Genomic DNA, 23255 nt, shown 5'->3' on the forward strand with positions numbered 1-23255 from the left:
GGGACATCACCCGATAAAAACGAATCTGTTTCACCACAGAGTAACACGGAGTCTCACAGAGAATCTTTTCTCTCTTAAACGTCTATAACGAGAAATAAACCTCCGTGAAACTCAGTGCTACTCTGTGGTGAATTCAAAATCTAACTCAAATGAACTAAATACCAACCTAATCAACAAACACTTTTATGAATCAAAAATTATTGTTCAGTAGCGCGTTGCTTGTCGGCATAGCAGGAACACAACAGGCGCTTGCACAAAAAAAGAAAGTCCAGGATCAAAAGAGACCCAACGTCGTTTTCATCCTGGCCGACGACCTCGGATTCGGTGACCTCAGTTGTTACGGACAAGAGAAGTTCGAAACTCCCAACATAGACAAGTTGGCTCAGGAAGGAATGCGCTTCACCCAGTGTTATTCGGGTACCACCGTCAGCGCCCCTTCACGCTCTTGCCTGCTGACCGGTACCCACAGTGGACATACGGCCATTCGTGGAAATGTAGAACTCGATCCGGAAGGACAATTCCCTCTACCGGCAGATGCACAAACCATCTTCCACGATTTCCAGAACGCAGGATACAAGACCGGCGCTTTCGGTAAATGGGGACTCGGTTTTATCGGTTCCACGGGTGATCCTAAAAAACAGGGCATCGACGAGTTCTATGGCTACAACTGCCAGTTGCTGGCACACAGTTATTATCCCGATCATCTGTGGGACAATGACAAACGAGTAGAACTGAAAGATAACACACTGGACGTACAGTACGGTAAAGGTACTTATTCTCAGGATCTGATTCACTCAAAGGCACTTGACTTCCTCGATCGGATGGGAAAAAGCGGAGAATCGTTCTGCATGTGGTATCCCACCATCATCCCCCACGCCGAACTGATTGTACCCGAAGACAGCATTATAAAGAAGTTCCGCGGCAAATATCCCGAAAAACCTTTCCATGGAACCGAACCGGGTAATCCCGCATTCCGCAAGGGAGGTTACTGCTCACAATTCTATCCACACGCCACATTTGCAGCTATGGTCTATCGTCTGGATGTATATGTAGGTCAGATTGTACAGAAATTGAAAGAGATGGGGGTTTATGACAATACGATCATCATCTTTGCAAGTGACAACGGTCCGCACATGGAAGGTGGAGCCGATCCGGACTTCTTCAACAGCAACGGAATCTGGCGCGGATACAAACGCGACTTGTACGAAGGAGGAATCCGTGTACCGATGATTATTTCATGGCCGGGACGTGTACAGCCCAGTACTCAAACCGACTTCATGTGTTCGTTCTGGGATGTAATGCCTACGTTCCGTGAAATTCTGAATCCGAAAGCAAAGAATCAGCAAATGGATGGTGTCAGTCTGCTACCGTTGCTCGAAAACCGTAAAGGGCAGAAAGAACATGAATATCTGTACTTTGAATTTCAGGAGATGAACGGACGCCAAGCCGTACGCAAAGGACCGTGGAAACTGGTCCACATGAATGTTCGTGGCAAGAATCCGTATTATGAACTCTATAATCTCAATTCTGATCCGTCGGAACGACATAATGTGCTGAACCAATATCCGGAAAAGGTGACGGAATTGAAGGCTATCATGCAGTCATCGCATATACCTAATCCGAACTTCCCGTTACTTCCGGGAGAGAAATAATATCCGGACGGACCGGTAACAAGATTCACCACAGATTACACGGATTAACACAGATTATTTAATTCCGTATCAATGAAATTAATTACTTATCTGTGTTAATCCGTGTAATCTGTGGTGAACTTTTATTTATGAGTCTTCAAGGTATCCGCCGCGAATACATCTTCCCGATAACCATAATCCAGAGAAGAATAAATCTTCAGCATCTCGGGCAGGCGCTCCATGAAACGCTCAAAGTTCTTATGCTCCGGCAATGTCCATTGTATTTCGGACAAAGCAGCCATTCGGGGCAGAATCTGCCACTCCATCTTCGTTGAATCGGCTGTCCATTCGGTCCAGATACATCCTTGAGTACCTATCACAAACTTCTTTTCCGCATCGGTCAGTTCTGCAGGTACCGGTTCAAAGTTGTATACACGGTTCATCCATTCGAATCCCGTCATTTTATTGATACGCGGATTACTGAAATAGAGCCGCTGAATAGGAGTCATAATGACATCATGATGCTGGCGGGCAGCTTCGATTCCTCCCTGGATTCCTCTCCATGACATGATAGTGGAGTTCGGAGTCAGACCTCCTTCCAATACCTCATCCCATCCCAGCATACGGCGTCCGTGAGCATTGATTTCTTTCTCCAGCTCGGACATGAAGTAGGTTTGCAACTGATTCTCTTTCGAATGTTTAGGCAGGGCTTTGATACCCAACTCCTTAATTTTAGCCTGACATTTGGGGCACTTCTCCCAACGGCTTTTCGGACATTCGTCACCGCCGATATGAATATATTCGGAAGGGAAGATATCCATAATTTCATCCAATACATCTTTGGTGAACTGAAGTGTCTGGTCATTACCTGCACAGAGTACATCGGGGAAGACACCGAATGAGCAAAGTACTTTGTACGGACCACCTGTACATCCCAGTTCCGGATAAGAAGCCAGTGCAGCAGTAGTATGTCCCGGAAGGTCAATTTCGGGAACTACCGTAATGAAACGGTCGGCAGCATAGCGAACAATCTCACGAGCTTCGTCCTGTGTATAAAATCCGCTATGGGGCTTCCCGTCGAATTTCTTGGTTTCCCAATCGATAATGGTAGAGTCTCGTTTAGAACCGATCTCTGTCAGTTTGGGATATTTCTTGATTTCGATTCGCCATCCCTGATCTTCGGTCAGGTGCCAATGAAAGTAGTTGATGTTATGCAGTGCCATCAGGTCAATCATCTGCTTAAGGTAGCTGACCGGGAAGAAGTGACGGCCTACATCGATCATGAATCCCCGGTAACGGAAACGGGGAAAGTCGGTAACCGTACCGGCAGGAAGAGCAGCTGCCACCTTACCGTCTTTCAGGATCGGAAGAGCTTTATGAATAGTCTGGATACCATAAAAGACACCGGCTTCACTGCCTCCCGTCAAAAGAACCTTTTCAGGAGTGATTTGAAGTTTATAACCTTCCGGATGCCCCATTGTGGAGTCTACAGCAAGAATAATAGCATTGCTGCTTTTCTCTTTGTCCGATACATGAACCTCGGTTCCGGTCATTTCTTTAATAAAAGTAGCCAGAAAATCAGCAGTACGATGCATCTTTTCATTGGTTGCCGGGTAGACAATCGTAGTGCTGCGGTCAATAATAAAAGGAGTAGTGTCCCGGGCAAGGACAATCTCCTGCGGTTGAGGGATTACGTCCAAATTACCCTTTACGGTGGCTGCCGGGCGGCAGGCTGTGAATAGCACAACGGCAAACAAACCGGGAGCTAAACGGGATAGTAGTTTCTTGTTCATGGTTTAATTAATTAGAGTTACAAGGGAAGCCTCGCCCCCGCCTCTTCTTCCATAGAACCAGGAAGAGAAGACAGGCAGGAAAACAAGACAGTGCAAAGATAGGATTTTATTTCCATTTTTTTGGTCACGTCTATGCAAACTGTTACTTTTGCCGGTAACGTGATAGAAAAACATCCATGAAAAACAATCCATATACCGGCTTTCTGACCTGGCTGACCGTACTTTTTACTGTCTGTTGCCTCCCGCTGAAAGCCAGCCATTACTACTATAAACAAATTTCCCTGAAGGAGGGACTTCCCTCTACTGTACGTTGTGTCTATACCGAGCCAAAAGGATTTGTATGGATAGGAACCAATGCAGGATTGGGACGATTTGACGGACAAAAGCTGAGAAAATATGTCCACCGGCAAGAGGACGTACATTCGTTGCCGCACAACTACATCCATCAAATTACCGAAGATATTCAACATAATATATGGATACTGACAGACGGTGGAATAGCGCAATATCGCAGGTCAAGTGACGATTTCGCCATTCCGCTAGACGATCGGGGGCATCCGATCCTCGCCTACTCTGCCTGCCTGACAGAACAAGGAGTAATCTTCGGCGGACGCAACCGCATCTATCGCTACGACTATGACAGCCGCTCGATAAAACTCCTGCTGGATTTTAGTTCCGATCCTTATTTCGCTATCTCCGCCATCAGTCGGTGGGATGAAGAGACTCTGCTCTGTTGCAGCCGTTGGCAAGGGCTCCGACTGATCAATCTCCGTTCGGGCGAACGCCGTCTCCCCCCTTTCGACTGCGGAAAGGAGATCATGGCACTCCTGATCGATTCTCACAACCGCATCTGGCTGGCTCCTTATAATGAAGGACTCCGCTGCTTCAACCCCGAAGGCCGACTGCTGGCCTCGTACACCACCGACAATTCCGGGCTCAGCAACAACGTGGTGCTGAGCATGGCCGAACGGGACTCACACATCTGGGTCGGTACAGACGGAGGAGGCATCAACATCATACACCCGGACAGCCATCGAATCACAGTACTCGAACATATTCCGGGAGATAACTATTCGCTTCCGGTTAACTCCATCTTGTCACTCTACAATGACAATTACAATAACATGTGGGCAGGCAGTATCCGCAAAGGATTGATCAATATCCGAGAAGTGTCCATGAAGACCTATACCGATGTCTTTCCCGGAAGCACCCAAGGCCTGAGTGACCCCACCGTGCTGAGTCTGTATCAAGACGAACCGAACGGACGAATCTGGATAGGTACAGATGGTGGGGGTGTCAACAGCCTCGACCCTGTCACCGAAGAGTTCCGTCACGACCGTTCTACCTGGGGTGACAAAGTGGTCTCGATCACCGGATTTACCCGAGAATCCATCCTTTTATCGGTCTTTTCCAGGGGATTGTTTGTTTATAACAAAGAGAACGGTAAGCGGAAACCGCTACCTATCGACCATCCCGACCTCAAACAATATATTTACTATAGCGGTATGGCGGTCAATATCTACCGGGACGAACCGGGCAGCGTACTTTTGTTGGCAGGACATACTTACCGGTATGACATCGGTTCGCAGAAAATACGCGTAGTAAATGAAGAAGAAGGTATGGAGATCGCAGGCAGTATGAATGCCATTGCGCATAACGAACGTTTCACTTACCTGCACGACAGTCGTACCCTCTACGAACTGGATCGAACCGGCAATAGGCTGAAAAAACTTTTCAGCTGCACGGGCGACACACTGCTCTACTCCGTTTCGATGGACGAGAAAGGTGATTTCTGGATAGGCAGCAATACAGGGTTGGGACAATACAGCATCCGGACCCGGCAATATCACCCATTGATCACTTCACTGTTCGGCGAAGCCAGTTCGGTGATATGTGATCATCGGGGAAAAGTATGGATTGGTGCAGACCACATGTTATTTGCCTGGATGCTGCAATCCCGGAAGTTCATTCTTTTCGGTGAATCGGACGGGGTCATTCCGAATGAATATCTTGCCAAGCCCCGGCTCGTCTCAGGGAAGGGTGAAGTCTATATGGGGGGTGTCAATGGGTTGCTCTGTATCGATAACCGCTTCCCGGCAACTTCCTCCAACTATCCGGAAGTAGTACTGACCGATGTACGTGTAAACGGTGAACCGGCCACGAACCGGACGGCAGGAAATCCCGACAAACTCACCCTACCACAAGACAGCCGGGCAATCACCCTGCGCGTGATGTCTCACGAAGAAGACATCTTCCGAAAAAAAAGATACCGCTACCGGATAGACGGACTCAATGAGGAACCGATCGAATCATACGATCCGGAACTGGTCATCCGCTCACTACCGGCAGGCAACTACCGCATACAGGCTGCATGCAGTACTCAAAATGGCGACTGGACTCCCTTCCACCCGATCCTGTCACTGACCATACTCCCTCCCTGGTACCGAAGCGGATGGTTCATCATCTGCTTGTTACTATTTGTGTCGGGAGGCATCACCGCTATCATCTTCGCCATTTTGCGCCGTAGGAAGAACCGGTTGAAATGGGAATTAAAAGAACGGGAATTGCAGGAATATGAAGAAAAGATTCGATTCCTCGTCAATGTCAGCAATGAACTCCTCCCATCGTTCACGGAGAAGGGGGAACGGGAACTGCAAATCGTAGAACTGATACGTAACCGTCTCCGTAACGGCGAAAAAAGCAAAGCACCTGCCGAAATAGCAAGCAGTCCGAATATTGTCAAGGAGGAACTCAGCCAACCCGATGAAACTTTCCTACGGAAGCTGAACCAGTTGATCACCGACCATCTGGACAGTCCCGAACTGGACGTCACATTCCTCTGCACGGAGATGGGATTGAGCCGCGCCTCACTCTATAACAAACTAAAAGCAATGACCAATATGGGAGCCAACGATTACATCAATAAATTCCGTATGGAAAAGGCCATCCAACTGATATCAACCACCGATCTCACTTTCACAGAGATAGCAGAAAAGATAGGATTTACAACATCCCGCTATTTCAGTACATCATTTAAGCAATATACCGGAGAAACACCGACTCAGTATAAAGAGAAAATAAGGAAAAGCAGTAAGGTGTAGCCATCCGCCAATTAGGGTGTAGCCATCCGGACTGCATGGTTACACCCTGTCTGTCGGATAGCTACACCCTCTCTATCAGGCAATGGTGACAGACGCATCCAGATAGACATCCTGAATGGCGTGAAGTAACTCCACTCCTTCGTTCATGGGTTTCTGGAAAGCTTTACGTCCGCTGATCAATCCCATACCGCCGGCACGTTTGTTTACTACTGCCGTAACGACAGCATCCTTCAGGTCGGACGCTCCATGTGACTCTCCACCGGAGTTGATCAGCCCGACACGTCCCATATATCCATTGGCCACCTGATAGCGGCAAAGATCGATCGGATGGTCCGTAGTCAGCTCGGTATACATTCTTTCATCCGTCTTTCCGAAATGAATCGCTTTGAAACCACCATTGTTAGTCGGCAATTTCTGTTTTACGATATCGGCCTTGATGGTAACTCCCAGACGGTTGGCTTGTCCGGTAAGGTCAGCAGCCGCATGATAGTCTATACCATCTTTCTTGAACTCGTTGTTACGCAGATAGCACCACAGGATGGTGGCCATACCCAGTTCATGCGCATAATCGAAAGCCTCAGCGATTTCCACCAATTGGCGGCGACTCTGTTCGGAACCGAAATAGATAGTAGCACCTACAGCCACTGCCCCCATTTCCCAAGCCTCCTTGACGGTGCCAAACAGAACCTGATCGTAAGTATTGGGATAAGACAACAACTCATTATGGTTCAGTTTTACTACAAACGGTATCTTATGCGCATATTTTCGGGCAACAGCACCCAGATTGCCGAAAGTGGATGCAACTGCATTACAACCGCCTTCAATGGCAAGCTTCACAATGTTTTCCGGATCGAAATAAATCGGATTCGGAGCGAACGAAGCTCCGGCCGTATGTTCGATGTCCTGATCGACCGGAAGAATGGATACATATCCGGTGTTTGCCAGACGACCATGCCCCAGCAATGTCTGCAAACTGCGCAAAGTCTGTATGTTACGGTCAGAGTCAATCCATATCTTATCGATTGTATCCGGTGACGGTACGTGAATCAGTGATTTATCAATGGTTTTGCAAGTGTGGTTCAGGTAATATTCAGCCTGATTTCCCAACAGTTCTATTATTTTATTCATAATTGTAATGGTTTTGAGTTCACCACAGATTACACAGAGTTCCACAGAGATTATTTTCTCCTAATATCTTATAAACAAGAAATTAAAGTTCTGTGAGATTCCGTATAATCTGTGGTGAGTTGTATTCATTTCTAAACATTTACGAGGTCTCTCTCCTCTTATTTTTTCTTTCCCTGGTTGGCAACCGCTTCCATCAACTTACGGATTTCTTCGGGATCACCCAGGAAATAGTCTTTTTCCAGATTCAGTTCGTCACTGAACTCAAATACGTAAGGGACGGCAGTCGGCAGATTCAGTTTTACGATCTCTTCATCGGAGATGTGCTTCAAGTGCTTGATGATGCCGCGCAAACTATTTCCGTGGGCAACAACCAGAATTTCATCAGCCGTTTTCAGATTCGGGAAGATGATACACTTCCAATAAGGCATGATACGTTCGATGGTATCTTTCAGAGATTCTGTCCGGGGAAGTTCCGCATCGGGTACTTCCTGATAACGATTCTCAAAGCGGGGATTTCTCGGATCGTCTTCCGACAGGGCATTGGGAGCTATATCATAACTCCTGCGCCAGATAAGCACCTGTTCATCCCCGTATTTAGCGGCTGTTTCGCTTTTGTTCAGTCCTTGCAGATCGCCGTAATGTTTTTCATTCAGGCGCCAGCTTTTCTCTACCGGAATCCAGTCCTGATCCATCCGGTCGAGTACGCAATTCAGCGTTTTCACCGCTCGTTTAAGGTATGACGTATAAGCTTTATCGAAGTTAAATCCATTCTCTTTCAGTAGTTCGCCTGCTTTACAGGCTTCGGCAATTCCTTTTTCTGTCAGATCGACATCTGTCCAACCGGTAAAACGGTTCTCTTTGTTCCATGCACTTTCTCCATGACGGAGCAATACAATCTTTTTCATTCAACTCTCCTTTCTTTAGGTGTTTACTATAGAACATTTGTACTGAGTACAAAGTTCACGAAACTTTTTCTAAATATCTATGCTGAAGTATGCTGATAAAAGTTACCTTTGTACACTGTAAGTAACCTTTTTATTTAATTCCTAAATGAACAACACATGAGAAAGCTCTTTTTTCCATTACTACTATTCGTATCCGGTCTGCTATCCGCCCAAACAGAGATAACACTCTATGTATCACCTTCGGGCAGCGACCATCATCCCGGAACAGCGGAAAAGCCGATGGCTACTTTAGAATATGCCTGGAAAAAGGCCTCACGGCAGGCCGGCCGGCGTTCCATCACCATCTACTGCGAAGGCACCAACTACCTGTCCGCTCCGATTCTTATCACAAACGAGACTTCGGGCACACCCGAACATCCGATCCGTTTTTCTTCGTATCCCGGACAAAAGGCGGTCATCAGCGGTTCGCGTATACTCCGGAACCTGCGTTGGAAAGAGTATAAAAACGGTATCATGCAAGCCAAAGTGGAAGAAGAACTGATCCCCGACCAGCTCTTTGTGAACGGGAAAAAACAGATATCGGCACGGTATCCGAATTTTGATCCGAATATACGCATCTTCAACGGATATGCAGCTGACGCCTGCTCACCCGAACGTGTGAAAAACTGGAGCAACCCCGCGGGAGGTTATCTGCACGCCATGCACAGCAGAGAATGGGGAGGCTACCAATACAGCATCGAAGGCAAAGACGCCAAGGGCGAACTGATACTGGAAGGCGGATTTCAGAACAACCGCCAGATGGGTATGCACCGCACCTACCGCATGGTAGAAAACATCTTTGAAGAGTTGGATGCCGAAGGGGAATGGTATTTTGATAAAGAAACCCATACACTCTATTTCTATCCGCCGCGAGAACTCGACCTGCAAACCGCCTTATTCGAAGTGCCGCAGGCAGAAAACCTCTTTATCCTGAAAGGAAAACCCGGAAGTCCGGTCCGTCACGTATCCGTAGACCATTTGGAACTGACACAAACCCTGCGCACCTTTATGAAAACCAATGAACCCCTATTGCGCAGTGACTGGAAAATCTATCGGGGAGGAGCCCTGATAATTGAAAATGCCGAAAAATGCTCTGTAAACGGCTGCTACCTGCACGATATAGGAGGCAATGCTATCTTCTTCTCCAATTATAACCGCAACCACCGTGTCAGCCAAAATCATATCACCCGTATAGGAGCCAGTGCCGTTTGCTTTGTAGGCTCTCCGGATGCCGTCCGTTCCCCTCTGTTCGAGTACGGAAAGTCGCAAACCTGGGAGCAGATGGATAAAGGGACAGGCCCCCTCACCCCCGACTATCCCTCAGACTGCCTGGTGGACGACAATCTGATTCACTCGATCGGAGAGACAGAAAAGCAGGGAGCCGGTATCCAACTATCTATGTCCGCACGAATCACCATCCGTAACAACAGTATTTACGACCTGCCCCGTGCCGGCATCAACGTCAGTGAAGGTACCTGGGGAGGACATCTGATAGAAGGAAACGATGTGTTCGACACCGTACTTGAAACAGGCGACCACGGGTCCTTCAACTCCTGGGGACGCGACCGCTATTGGCATCCCGACCGGAATGTGATGGATGAATTCGCGAAAGAACATCCTCAAATGGTATTCCGGGACGCTACCGAAACGACTGTCATCCGCAACAACCGCTGGAGGTGTGACCATGGATGGGACATCGATCTGGACGACGGTTCTTCCAACTATCACATCTACAACAACCTCTGCCTACACGGAGGATTGAAATTGCGCGAAGGCTTCGCGCGAACGGTGGAAAACAACATTATGGTCAACAACACATTCCATCCGCACGTCTGGTTTGCAAACTCTCAAGACATTTTCCGTCATAACATCGTCACGACTCCCTATCGCCCCATTCAGGTAAAGGAATGGGGAAAGGAAACAGATACTAACTTTTTTGTCACCAAGCAAGGACTGGAACAGGCACAAAAGAGAGGAACGGACCTCCATTCACTTTACGGTGATCCACTCTTCATCGCTCCTGAAAAAGGAGACTACCGGGTAAAAGAAAATTCGCCTGCCTTGAAGACGGGGTTCCGGAATTTCGATATGGAGCACTTCGGCGTACAATGCCCACACCTGAAAGCTTTGGCGGCTACTCCGGAATTGCCGGTTTTCAAAATTCCGGAAGAAAAGCCGGAGACGGTACAGACGTATTCGTGGAAGGGGTTAACATTGAAAGAGGTGTCGACCGAAGGAGAACGTTCGGCCACGGGGCTCGACAAAATACGAGGCATACTGGTAGTGCAGGTCGAAAAGGGAATAACCGCCCTGCAAGCCAACGACGTGATTCTGCGCATTAACGGCAAACCGGTAGATAACCGGACGGATATGGAAACCGAGATCCGGAAGTCACCCGAAGGCAATAAGTTCCGGATCATCTTCTTCCGAAATCAGAAAGAAAATGCGGTAACGATGTAAAGACATATAACAATAGGTACCAATGTTGTCTATTTGCAAAAAGGCAGTTATCACACGGACAGGAGAGTTTTTTTTCCATATCCGCCACCCAAACGACCGATAACACAGGTTGGAGAATGACAAAATAAAAAACGGCCACGCTCAACGATTTCTTTTCAGGAAAAGGCGGTCGGTGATGGTAGAAGGAAGTTCCGATTCGTAATGGGTTACCATAATCATCGTCTTGTCCTGCCGACGGCAAAAAGCTTCGATAATCTTTTTCACCCGCCGGCGATTATACGTATCGAGTCCGTGCAGCGGCTCGTCCAGAATAAGCAATTCCGGATCTTTCACAAAAGCACGGGCCAATAATGCCAGACGCTGCTCACCGCTCGACAGCTGAAGAAAAGGTTTGTCCTTCAGAGCCGCAATGCCGAACACATCCATCCACCACTCGCAGGCAGCCATCTGGCTTTCCTGCGGGCGTTTGTACAAACCGATGCTGTCATGCAATCCAGAAGCCACAATCTCAATGGCCGGCAGATTTTTGAGATAGGCACGGTGCATTTCAGGACTGACGTAACCGATGTGTTTTTTAATCTCCCAAATGCTTTCGCCCGTACCCCGCTTACGTCCGAAAAGACTGATGTCACAGGCGTACGACTGAGGGTTGTCCGCACAAACCAAGCTGAGCAGTGTAGATTTACCGGCACCGTTTTCTCCACTCAATGCCCACTTTTCACCCCGGCGGACTGTCCAGTCGAGCTCCTTCAGGATAGTGCGGTCATCATAACGAATACTTACCTTATTTAATTTTACCACCTCCCCGGAGTCATAGTTTGCTCCGTCATAAGGTAATCCGGCTATACGCTGTTGCAGTGCGTCCAGGACTTCGGCCTCATCGGTCACACAAAATGAAGCCAGATAAGCCTCCCTTTCCATTTTCGGAAGCACGTGCAGGTCTTCTACCGGAATCACATGGGTAATGAACGAAGGGATATCATCGAGCATCGAAAGCACAAGAATGATTTGCACGGATGACAAGCGGGTGAGACGTTCGAGCAGCGAGAAAAGCAATTCACGGGTAGGTGCATCCAAACCGATAAAAGGATTGTCCATAATCAATACCCGGGGAGCTGTCAGGAGGGTTTTAGTCAGTTGAAATTTACGTAATTCGCCACTGGAAAGAAGAATGATCTTCTTGTCCAACAATGGCTCGATGTGGAAGAGTTCGAACAATTCCTCTTTCAGTCTTTCATCCTTGATCTCTCCCAACATCTCCCGCACCGTAGAGGCATCTTCCTGATCGTGGGCATTCCAGCGTTGCTGATAGTAATAGTTGGCATCCGCCGCCCCATAGGTGTCACGGAAAGCAATATATTTCACGTTATCATATACCGTCCGGGTAGAAGAAGGAGAAAAATCGTAGTCCAATGTACCCTCACGCAAAGGATATTTACCCAAAAGCGTGTCTACAAACAAGCTTTTCCCTCCCCCATTGGGTCCTACGATGGCGATATGTTCGCCGGTAGCGATTTGTGCTGTGACAGGTTGTGCCAAACGCACAAGCGGGTTGCGTGCCACGCCACCCGCTATATTGAATGTGTATTGTTCCATAATCCTATTTCATTATTGGGCGGGGCAAAATTATACCAAAATCCGCACAAAGAGACAGAATAATGCTAAAAAAACAATCTGAACAACCTATTATGTACTTTTATCATCGGATACTCAAACTGTTTTAGACCTATGGTCCCATCAGAACCTGAATTTGGGATTCTCCGGCTCGGTATGTGACTTTTCCATCAACCTCGTCAGTTTCCGGACGATATCGGGATGTTCGGCAGCCACATCATGTTCTTCCCTAAGATCACTCTCCAAGTCATAAAGCTCCATTGTAGAGTTGCCCTTACGGATGTTGTTGACAATTCCTTTCCACTTACCCATGCGAATGGCTTTGAGGCCGATTGTGGGATCGGGATATTCCCAATACAAATATTCGTGTTCTTTCTGGCGTTCCGTTTCGCCAAGCAAAGCAGGCAAGAAACTGATGCCATCGGTCTCCGGACAAGCAATGTTTGCGATATCCGCCAAGGTAGGCATCACATCCTGAAATCCGCAGATATGATCGCTCTGGGTAGACGGTTTGATTTTCCCGGGCCAGGTGACAATAGCAGGGATACGTATTCCTCCTTCGTGAACAAAACATTTTCCCCAACCATACTCAGACCTGAAAGGACCTCCGCTGTCGAACCACGGAGAATCGCTACCGCCATTAAAAGTCGGTCCATTATCGGAAGTAAACATGATAACCGTATTGTCGTACAGACGTTCCTTCTTCAGCTTCTCTATCAGCTTGCCTATTTGCTCGTCAAAATAACTGATCATAGCAGCATAAGTCGCATGCGGATAGCGACAAGGCATATATCCGGCTTTTCCGATGTAGGGGGCTTCGTCTCCAAACTTCCCGACATAATACTTCACCCATTTCTCCGGTGCCTGCAACGACACGTGCGGTAGCGGAGTAGTCCACATCAGGAAAAACGGTTTCTTTCTGTTCTGCCCGACAAACGAAATCAGTTCATCGAAAATAAGATCATTGGCATACTCTTTCTGCGAGAACTTGGCATAGGCGGCTTCATCACGGGGGTCGGCTCCTGCATCCAGCTTGGTCGTGTGAGGATCGAGCACTTTATTGGCCAAGTATACCCGGTCTTCATTCTTATACAAAAAGGCGGGGTAATAACTGTGTGCCTGCCGCTGGCAGTTGTATCCGTAGAAACTGTCGAATCCCTGTTTGTTGGGAGTACCTTCCGTGCCCGGAGCCCCCAGTCCCCATTTTCCAAAGCATCCGGTGACGTATCCGGCTTGCTGCATCATTCTTCCGAGAGTCATGGTATGGGCTTTCAAAGGATACTGCCCCTCCAAACCGGGATGTACATACATGGAGTCGTAATTCATGATAGCGCCCCGATAAGCCATTTCATCATTAGCCCGGATTTGCGCATGTCCCGAGTGCATACCTGTCATCAACACACAGCGGGCGGGTGCCGAAACGGGTGAACCTGTGTAATGCTGTGTGAAACTGATGCCATCCTTATACAACCGATCGATGTTCGGTGTTTCTATTTTCTCCGAACCATAACAACCGATATCCCCGTAGCCCAGATCATCCATTATGATATATATGACATTGGGTCGAGATTCTTTCACCTGGCTTTTGGCCGATAAAGCGAAAACGGACAGTCCGATATAGATTTCTATTCTTTTCATGATTAGTTTCTTTTTTTAGTCCCATTTATAATTTGTACCCGCATCTTCCTTCAATGCAGGCCCGAATGAATACCCCTGCTGTTCAAACCACAGTTGCTTAGAGAGTACTTTGCCATAAAACTCATCAAAATTTTCCGGATTGCCGGAATGCCACATCTGCTCGGCAAGTGCGAGAATACGCGGAAAGACCCGACGATCGATCATGCTTTCCGTCACCCCGTCGTCCGTCCACAAGGCAGAGCTCATTCCGAGAATAAGCGGATTTTCCTCCCGGGGCCTATAAGAAGGATTACGCAAATACACATCTTCCAGATCGAAAGTGCGAGCTTGAGTATATCCCTTCCAGGGGGTAAGCGGGAAGTTCAGATACGTATAATAGTTTGTACCGCAAATCACCGGATAATTATGTCTGACGGCATTCTTCAAGGCCAGATCCCGGTGTCCTCTCCAGTTCCACCACTGTATCACCACATTGTCCGGCAAGGAATAGCCGTCTTTGTAAATCACATCTCCCCAAAAGATGGCCTTCCTCCCTTTTTGTTTCAGATAATCGGCCATCCGGGCCGAAAACCACAATTGTAGGTCATGACTGTCTTTTAGTTTTTCTTTTTCAATCCGTGACCGGCAATCGGGACATTTATCCCAATTCCCTTTAGGTGCTTCGTCGCCTCCGAGATGAATATAAGCGGACGGAAACATCCGGCATACTTCGTCCAACACATTCTTCAGGAAGATGAGTGTACTGTCTTTTCCCGCACAAAATATATTCTGCGTAAATCCGCTTTGGGGAACCTTTACCGCAACATTGAAACATCCCAGCCGGGGATATGCATTAAGTGCCGCTTCGGCATGTCCGGGCATGTCAATCTCGGGAACAACCGTAATGCCCCGGTCCGCCGCATAGCCGATGATCTCTTTCACCTCTTCTTGAGAGTAGAAGCCCTGCTGTTCCGGCCCCTGCCCTACAAAAGCTCCTATACGGGTCAGGAACGGATAGCGTTTTATTTCGATGCGCCAGCCAAGTCCTTCGGTCAGATGCCAATGAAAGTAATTCATCTTCAGCATCGAAGCCATGTCGATATATTTCTTGATCGTAGACACTTTCTGATACTGGCGTCCGGAATCCAGCATAAAGCTGCGCCATTTCACCCGTGGAAAATCGGTGATCTCGACACAAGGAAATATCAGTCCTCTTTCCTCACCCGTGTTCCATTGCCTCAGACTTTGAATGGCATAGATAAAGCCGGCATCATCCGCTGCCTCGACAATTATTCGCTCAGGCGTCACACGGATGCGATAACCTTCTGTCGGCAAAGTAACATCTTTTTTCCAGGAGATGTGGCTGTTTACCTCCTCTTTGCACCATTCCACAGCGCTTTCGGGCACCAGTTTTTCATAAAACAAACGTATGAAAGAGCCGGGAGACTCCTCTGCGTACATTCGTATTTTACCTTGAAGCCGTAACCGGCCATCTGCCCTCTCTATTTTACCGGGGGTAGGCATGATGATTTGTCCGGACAAGTCGATGGAATACGAACACAGGGAAAGTAGTATTAAAATCAGGTATTTCATTTAAATGTAGTATTTTGAGTGCAAAAACTGTCCAAAGATAAGATTTTCTCCGGACAGTTTTTTATCACACGGTTAAAACCATTTGTCAATCAAACATTTCCTACTTTATTCCGTCATCCCAACCCGGATTCTGTTCAAGCTGAGGATTCAGCACCCTTTCGTTGCGGGGAATAGGATTCAGGTAATAATAATCAGGCCAAGTATGGTTCTGTGCAGGATGAAATTCAAGATAGCCTTCCGTTCCTCCACCATCGACTGTCACTTTGGTTCCGGCCGGAAAATCCGATGCTTTGACGTACATGCCCAGTTTCTTCTTCAATGCATAATGACACTTCTTCCATCTCCGCAAATCGTCGAACCTGAATCCTTCGGAAAACAATTCAATGCGGCGTTCGCGGCGAATCTCCCACAACAAGGGATTTACAGCATAATCACCCGGATAAGCAGGGTTACCCAAATCACGTTTAGGATCGAAACTGTCGTTAATTTCCGCCACCTTCATAGGAGCCACGTTAGCACGGCTACGCAATTTATTTACCGTCCGATCGGCTACCGACTGATCGAATTCGCCTAATTCACACATTGCTTCAGCATAATTCAGCATCACCTCTTCCACCCTGAACAGTGGCATATCGGTCTCTTCATTTCGCTGTGATCCCATTGACAGATACGTACAATAATATTTCCAGTTATTATAGCCGAAAGCTGACTTGTACCAAGGCTGATTCTCCAAATAAAAATCGAAATGCGGGACTGCTCCCAGGATCCCCCCGTCATAGCCTTGACGGAAAGGTAAAGTTTTTTGTCTCTCTTTAGCACTGCCATAGCCTATCCCCAAACGGATATTCAAGCTATCGATGAAACTTCTGTCCTTGGCAACTTCGGTAAATTGCCATTTATTACCCCAGGCATCGGTAGAAGCCGAACGGTCTATTCTGTACGGAGGAGTCACTTGCAACCAGAGTCGGTGATCCCGGCAACTAAACTCGTCATACATATCTTTGTCTCCCTTATATAGCGGACTATTCCAACGGGTTTTACCATCCGAACAGAGATAACTGTCCACCAAGTCACGGGTCGGATTATAGTACGAGGCTCCTGTGGTTCCTCCGATACTAGTAGCATGTATTACGTTTTCCGCATTCGAGAACTCCCGATAGAGTATGACTCCGGGGACATCCTTCAATTCAAGCGAACAAAAAAGATCATCGTAGTTGCTGCAAATCTCGGGGAAACTATTCATAACTTCGGCAGACACCCGCTTACATTCTTTCAGATAAGTTTCGGCATCATTCAATCCGTGATATTTCCTCCATGTACCCTCAAAAAGACAGAATCGTGATATAAAGGCTTGAACGACTGCTCTATTAATCGTATTATTACCATCTCCGTTAACATTAATATGCTGTTCGGCATATTGCAGGTCTTCAAGAATATGCTTCGCAATTTCATCTCTGGATGCACGGGGCCCATTAATCAGCTCTGTATCGTTATCACTCAGCACACGGTCTATCCAAGGTACTCCACCATAAGCAGACAGCAATGAGAAGTAGCGATATGAACGAAAGAAATATCCGACACTTTTCCAATGTGCCTTCTCGGCTTCAGTCATCTGAGAGCTGTCTATCCGCCCCAACATCAGATTGACACGACGAATAAAGGCATAATAGTCCCATGCTGTATCATTCCGCTTATCGGGTACAGTGACCAGTCCTCTGATCCAGTTGCTCTCACTGCTTCCACGAGTCTGATTGTACGAGATATCATCTGCCGAGGTATCACCGTATCCCAATTTCGGCAGTGTCTCATACAATCCCCAGGCGTATGCCTTGAAGTTGTCATACGTCACAAAGGCAGTCTCTTCCGTCGGGTTGCCCAACGGATACCTTTCCATAAAATCATTGTTCAGGCAACCGGTAAAAGCGATCGCACAGAATATAAACAGGGCAAATGTATATTTCTTCATACTATTTCGGTTATTTAGAATGTGACATTAAATCCAAGTGAAAACTTCTTCATAAACGGATATTCCCATGCTCCTTTCGAAAGCATATCAGACTCCAGACCTTCCGGCAAGTGATCCCATGTGTGAAGGTTTTCTCCACTGAAAAATACCTTGACCTCATCGAAGCAAATCTGCTTAGCCCAGGTTTTAGGCAAAGTATAGGATAAGGTGATATTTTGCAACTTCAAGTAAGCCGCATTAGCCAGATATTTGGTCTGCTTCCAGCGGTTCGAAGCAGTATTCACACCGTTGTTTGCATATACCCTTGGGAAATAGGCATCCGTATGCTCCGGTGTCCAGAAGTCAAGGGTTTCCTTAAACAGACTTCCCCACGTTCCGGTAGGCCATGCAATCTGATCGGTACGCCAAAAGTCACGTTTGCCCACACCACGAAGAAAGACAGAAAGATCGAACCCTTTCCAACTCAAACCTGCATTGATGCCATAATGGAAACGAGGTGTAGAGTTACCGATGATACGTTGGTCGCCCGGATCGTCCGCTGTTCCTTTTCCACTCCATATAGTGCTGGCATCATCATCAAAGTTTTTATAAAGTATATCACCCGGATATACTTTCCCTACTCCTTTAGGAATAGGAATGCCTTCTTTAAGCGTTCCGTCGGCATTGAAATCATCTTCTCTATAAAAACGATCGGTTACATATCCCCATATTTCACCAATCTTCTGCCCTTTGCGATAGGTGCCCAGCAAGTTGGTCTCGTTGTTAAACTTGGTAATTTCACTCTGCGAATCGTAAAGATTGAATCCGATACGGTAATTGAAATCTTTGATACGGTCTCTCCAGTTCAATTCCAGCTCCCAACCATAAGTTTTCAAATTCGCAGCATTCTGCTTGGCAGCAGCCACTCCCACAACCCACGGCAAATCCATTCCCGGTGCCAGCATACCTTTTGTATCACGCCGATACCAATCGAAAGTACCATTCAGGCGATTATCAAAAAATCCGAAGTCAACACCGAAGTCGAGCGTATATACTTTTTCCCAGGTGAACGCACTGCTGACCATAGGCGGAGTGGACAAAGTCGTAGGTCTTTGACCGTCTACCAGCCAATTGGTAAGCCCTGGAGCCATCTCCGGTATATACGGATAATTGTCCGGTGAGCCGTCTGCCAGCAAGATGATCTGATTTCCGATCGATCCCCACGAAGCACGAAATTTAAAGTTGGATAGAACATCGCGTGTCGCTGTCATAAAAGGTTCTTCCGAAATGCGCCAACCTGCCGAGAAAGATGGGAAGAACCCAAAACGGTTGTTTTTAGGGAATCGTGAAGTTCCGTCATATCGTCCGTTAGCTTCAAGCATGTAGCGATCCTTGTACGAATAATTCACACGGTAAAAGAGTCCTCTGAGGGCATATTCGTTAAAGGTATCCGTTGCCGTTGTGGTCCCGGTAGCTCCCGATATGGACGGCAGGTTACTCAACAATACATCTTTTCTTTCTGTCCACTGCGATTCCGCATGATTCTCTTCCTGGTTGAATCCACCCATAACACTTATATGATGATTACCTATTGAAAAGTCGTAATTAGCAAATATATTGATTGCATTATAGTTAGTAAATCCCTGCGTCAGCGCATACCGTGTATTTTCCGTGTTATTCAGGACACCGGTAAAGTTCATTCCGATGTATTTATACTGGTTCACATACATGCGGTTGTAGTTTGTCACCCGGTTGTACGTATATTCACCTGTTATCTTCAAGTTTTTCAGAGGCGAAATGATGATACGTCCCAAAGCCCGGAGATCCGTCTTTTTAACAATGCGTGGTTCCCCATAACGGATGTAAGTAGCGGAAGTTTCAGCCGGATAAATAATACCATCCTCTTCATAAGGCGATATATTCTGATAAGAAGGAAGTTGCATGGCACTTCCCCAAATTCCGTTTCTACCGCCTTGCTCCACTTTGTTCTGGGTAGAATTGGCATACCGTATATCCAATTGAGTGGTCAGCCATTTGTTGACCTCCACACTCAGGAAACTTGAGAGATTGGCACGCTCATACCTGTCTTTATCAGTAATAAGGATTCCGTCTTCATTGGTGTATCCCAAACCGATACGATAATTCGTTCTTGAACTTCCTCCCGAAACTGAAAAACTATGATTTTGCATAAAGCCATAATTATCCATCATATCGGCAAACATATCGTTCTCTCTCATCAGAAACAGGTTCCCATCTTCATCGAATACATATCCATTGGGATATTGGGAAGGATTAGCCATATAATCACGTATATACGTCTCCCATTGAGGAATATTCTTACCGTCTACATACGTGTCATTGGGCCATCCCATCTCTTTATATGCCAAGATGGACTCCAACGGACCGGCTTTTTGTGGCAGTTCCAATGCTTTCGAAAACGAGAAATTATTATTATAATTGAATTTAGGAGCCATGTCCTTTTTACCTTGCTTGGTGGTAATCAAGATTACTCCAAACGCAGCACGTGCTCCGTAGATAGCTGCAGAAGCGGCATCTTTCAAGACCGAAACCGACTCGATATCCTGCGGATCGATCATATTGATATCCATCGGTACATTATTGACCAACACCAGCGGACCACCACCGTTGATAGAAGTGGTTCCTCGAATATTGTATGATAGATTGTCACCTGGAGTACCGGTCGTTCCCTCTATTTTTAATCCCGGAACCACCCCTTGCAAAGCTGCCGTAACATTTGTTATCGGACGATCTCCTAATGTTTCCTGTATATTAACTGCTGTAACTGCTCCCGTCAGATTGATCTTCTTTTGTGTTCCGAAGCCAACAACCACTACTTCATCCATTAATTGTGAATCTTCTTTCAACTGAATGACGAAATGAGTTTTTCCATTGGTACTGACCTCCTGAGGCAAATAACCGATATAGGTAACCTGCAACTTACTGTTGTCAGAGACCTCCAATGAAAATTCTCCCTCAAGATTGGTAATCGTGGCCTGCTTACCGCCTACGGCAAGCACATTCGCTCCTATAAGAGGTTCGCCGGTAACGCCCGTCACTTTACCCGTTATCTTTTTCATCTGAGTAGCTTGCCCGGCAGCAGCTTTCTCTTTCTTCTGCTCAACAGGAGTAATGACTATATGCTCAGCCTCATAACGGCAAGTAAAACCGGTATTCTTCAAAAGAGCATCCATTACAAAAGACAGTTCCTTGTCTACAAAGTTTCCTTTAATCTTCCTATTTACATCCAGTTTGGTCTGATTGTATGTAATACTCAATTGAGTCTGCTCCTCAATTTGTTCGAATACTTTTTGCAAAGACTGATTGTTGCCATACACGCTTATCCGCTGATTTTGCCCGTACGCAGTGTTATAAATGCATAAAGCGAGAAGTAAAAGAACTATTTTATGAATTTTTACGGATAGAATATTCCTTAATTTGATTTTTAATTTCATAATTTTGTGAGTTAATCAATTAATACTGTTTAAAGTCTCTAAAGGTTAAAAAGTTTTTGATTGATTTCGGGGATCGGAAATGGGTGTGGTAATTTGTTTCCGGTTCCCTTTTTTGCATATGATTGTTCTCCTTTCCTTTACTTTAATGGACAAATAGATATGGATTCGTCCTTCTCCACTTTATAGGTGATACCTCCTACTGTTTTTGTTACAATATCCAAAACATGGAAAATATCATCACGACGCTTAAACTTTATTGTATAAAGGTCCGAATTGATCCGATTCGACTCCATCAGATCAGACGATAACTGAATAGATACTGCATAGCTTCTTTCCAGTGTTCTCAGGATTTCCCTGAGTGACTGGGAAATAAAGTTCATCTCTCCCTTTGTCCAACCCGAATAAACAGAAGCATCTATATCTGTTTTGTTGAATCTACCACTCCGATTTTCGTAATCAAGCTGCTGATTGGGTTCTAAGGTAATAAAACTGTTCGGCTGGTTTTTCTTTCTTACAGCAACAGAACCGGACTCCAATGTGGTAATTGTCCTTCTATCAAAAGGATATGCCTGCAAATTAAACTGAGTACCCAGTACACAAATGTCCAGATGGTTAGTTGCCACCACAAAAGGAAGTTTCTTATTAGGGGCTACCGCAAAGTGCCCTTCTCCGGAAAGATATACAGAGCGGGTATCGCCGGTAAATTGCGTAGGATATAGAAATACGGATCCCGAATTCAGGGTGATGATCGAACCATCCGGTAACGTGATCTGTTTTTGCTCTCCCTTGGGAACGATACATTCTACAAAACGGACTTCCTGCGTGTGATGTTCCACATATATATAGGCTGTTATAATAGATATTAACGGGATAAGAAGAATAGCTGCTATATGCGCCCACCGATGTAGATAGGCCGGCCGGGCAGAAGAAAGCCCCGCTCTTTTTTGAAACTTACGTAAAGAATGCCGGGTACCGGCATCTGCTTCAGGACGATATTCGTCCCATATCTGAAGAAGCGCTTCTTCTTTCCGTTGTTTGCCGGAAGGATCAAGAAGCCATGTCCACACTTTATTTTTAAGGTCCGGACTGGCTATGAAGGCCATAAAGTTGTGTATGATTTTGTATGCGTCAGACATAGTATGTTTTATGGATTATATATATAAGATACGTAACCCGCCAAACACACACAGTTCAAAGAACACTTTTTTTTATATAGCTTGTTAAGTTTATACGAAAGTAGCCATAATGACCCAAAACAATATCTTACGTATATCAGCCAAAGCCTGGGTCAGATGATTCTCAACTGTACGCTTGCTAATGTTCAGTTCACGGGCTATATTTTCATTACTAAGCCCCTGTTCGCGGCTCATCTGATAAATCTTTCTTCTTTGAGAAGGCATTCTTTCAACAGCGATGGCTATAATCAGTTCTAATTCTTTCGCGTTCAGTTCCGATTCTATTTCATACAGATCGGAGTTATCATCCGATAACTGCCTGGATTGATAATTTTTAAATAACAAAGAGCGCTCGATGTACCGGAAAACCGCATTCCGGGCTATACGGAACAGGTATGCATCCAAGTTGTCTATCTGCTTCAGATTTCCCCTGTTCTGCCACAATGACATAAATATATCCTGCGAAAGATCTTCCGCCTCTTCAGCATCCTGTAACAAGCCATTAATGAATCCTTTGACCCGGGGATAATAATCAAGAAAGAAGCCCTCAAACTTTTGGGGACTTTCCAGACTATCCGCATCGGCCACCGGAAACTTCCTTATGAATTTCATTATACAGATAATTTAAAATAGCTCTATAAACACACATCCCTCGACATTCAGAACAGTATTTTAGAGATAATCAATTTAGGTTAACTTTATATTGGTTTTGTATATCAACAAAAGTTATTATAGTCAGAAATCACCACGGATTACATCAATTGCCACAGAATTTTACATT

Annotated in this window: 13 protein-coding genes; 3 read left to right on the forward strand and 10 right to left on the reverse strand. The window is 46.2% G+C overall.

Annotated elements, in window-relative coordinates:
- The first annotated feature begins 185 nt into the window (after positions 1 to 185).
- A complete protein-coding gene (locus BF9343_RS14800) occupies positions 186 to 1652 on the forward strand; it encodes an arylsulfatase (protein ID WP_005789261.1) in 1467 nt (488 codons plus the stop codon).
- A gap of 122 nt (positions 1653 to 1774) precedes the next feature.
- Here the strand turns inward: BF9343_RS14800 and BF9343_RS14805 are convergent, their stop codons facing one another.
- Complete coding sequence (locus tag BF9343_RS14805) at positions 1775 to 3424, reverse strand: beta-N-acetylhexosaminidase (protein ID WP_010993258.1); 1650 nt, start codon at positions 3422 to 3424, stop codon at positions 1775 to 1777.
- A gap of 176 nt (positions 3425 to 3600) precedes the next feature.
- Between BF9343_RS14805 and BF9343_RS14810 the strand changes: the two genes are divergently transcribed.
- A complete protein-coding gene (locus BF9343_RS14810) occupies positions 3601 to 6525 on the forward strand; it encodes a ligand-binding sensor domain-containing protein (RefSeq protein ID WP_005798848.1) in 2925 nt (974 codons plus the stop codon).
- Positions 6526 to 6600: 75 nt separating this feature from the next.
- Here BF9343_RS14810 and BF9343_RS14815 read toward each other — a convergent pair whose 3' ends face one another.
- Together BF9343_RS14815 and gpmA are read right to left on the reverse strand one after the other, a co-directional pair.
- Complete coding sequence (locus BF9343_RS14815) at positions 6601 to 7653, reverse strand: class I fructose-bisphosphate aldolase (protein ID WP_010993259.1); 1053 nt, start codon at positions 7651 to 7653, stop codon at positions 6601 to 6603.
- Between the two features lie 158 nt (positions 7654 to 7811).
- Positions 7812 to 8558 (reverse strand): 2,3-diphosphoglycerate-dependent phosphoglycerate mutase, encoded by a 747-nt coding sequence (gene gpmA, locus BF9343_RS14820; RefSeq protein WP_005789269.1) that lies wholly within the window; start codon positions 8556 to 8558, stop codon positions 7812 to 7814.
- A 156-nt stretch (positions 8559 to 8714) separates the two neighbouring features.
- On the opposite strand from gpmA, the gene BF9343_RS14825 reads away from it, so the two are divergent.
- A complete protein-coding gene (locus BF9343_RS14825) occupies positions 8715 to 11057 on the forward strand; it encodes a PDZ domain-containing protein (protein WP_010993260.1) in 2343 nt (780 codons plus the stop codon).
- A gap of 141 nt (positions 11058 to 11198) precedes the next feature.
- Here the strand turns inward: BF9343_RS14825 and BF9343_RS14830 are convergent, their stop codons facing one another.
- The 7 genes from BF9343_RS14830 to BF9343_RS14860 form a co-directional block, all read right to left on the reverse strand.
- Positions 11199 to 12653 carry an ATP-binding cassette domain-containing protein gene (locus BF9343_RS14830; RefSeq protein WP_010993261.1) on the reverse strand — a complete coding sequence of 485 codons (1455 nt, stop codon included), beginning with the start codon at positions 12651 to 12653 and terminating at the stop codon, positions 11199 to 11201.
- Positions 12654 to 12794: 141 nt separating this feature from the next.
- The gene (locus BF9343_RS14835) at positions 12795 to 14309 is read right to left on the reverse strand and encodes an arylsulfatase (protein WP_005789275.1); all 1515 of its coding nucleotides are present in this window, start codon (positions 14307 to 14309) and stop codon (positions 12795 to 12797) included.
- Positions 14310 to 14324: 15 nt separating this feature from the next.
- Complete coding sequence (locus BF9343_RS14840; protein ID WP_008769624.1) at positions 14325 to 15881, reverse strand: beta-N-acetylhexosaminidase; 1557 nt, start codon at positions 15879 to 15881, stop codon at positions 14325 to 14327.
- Between the two features lie 100 nt (positions 15882 to 15981).
- Positions 15982 to 17847: a RagB/SusD family nutrient uptake outer membrane protein gene (locus BF9343_RS14845; RefSeq protein ID WP_010993262.1), complete on the reverse strand. Its 1866-nt coding sequence runs from the start codon at positions 17845 to 17847 to the stop codon at positions 15982 to 15984.
- A 14-nt stretch (positions 17848 to 17861) separates the two neighbouring features.
- Positions 17862 to 21299 (reverse strand): SusC/RagA family TonB-linked outer membrane protein, encoded by a 3438-nt coding sequence (locus BF9343_RS14850; protein WP_010993263.1) that lies wholly within the window; start codon positions 21297 to 21299, stop codon positions 17862 to 17864.
- Between the two features lie 137 nt (positions 21300 to 21436).
- Positions 21437 to 22435, reverse strand: coding sequence for a FecR family protein (locus BF9343_RS14855; RefSeq protein WP_010993264.1), 999 nt, complete (start codon positions 22433 to 22435; stop codon positions 21437 to 21439).
- 90 nt (positions 22436 to 22525) lie between these two features.
- Positions 22526 to 23086 (reverse strand): RNA polymerase sigma-70 factor, encoded by a 561-nt coding sequence (locus BF9343_RS14860; protein WP_005798859.1) that lies wholly within the window; start codon positions 23084 to 23086, stop codon positions 22526 to 22528.
- Between the last annotated feature and the right edge of the window lie 169 nt (positions 23087 to 23255).

This window comes from Bacteroides fragilis NCTC 9343, assembly GCF_000025985.1.
Lineage (GTDB): Bacteria > Bacteroidota > Bacteroidia > Bacteroidales > Bacteroidaceae > Bacteroides > Bacteroides fragilis.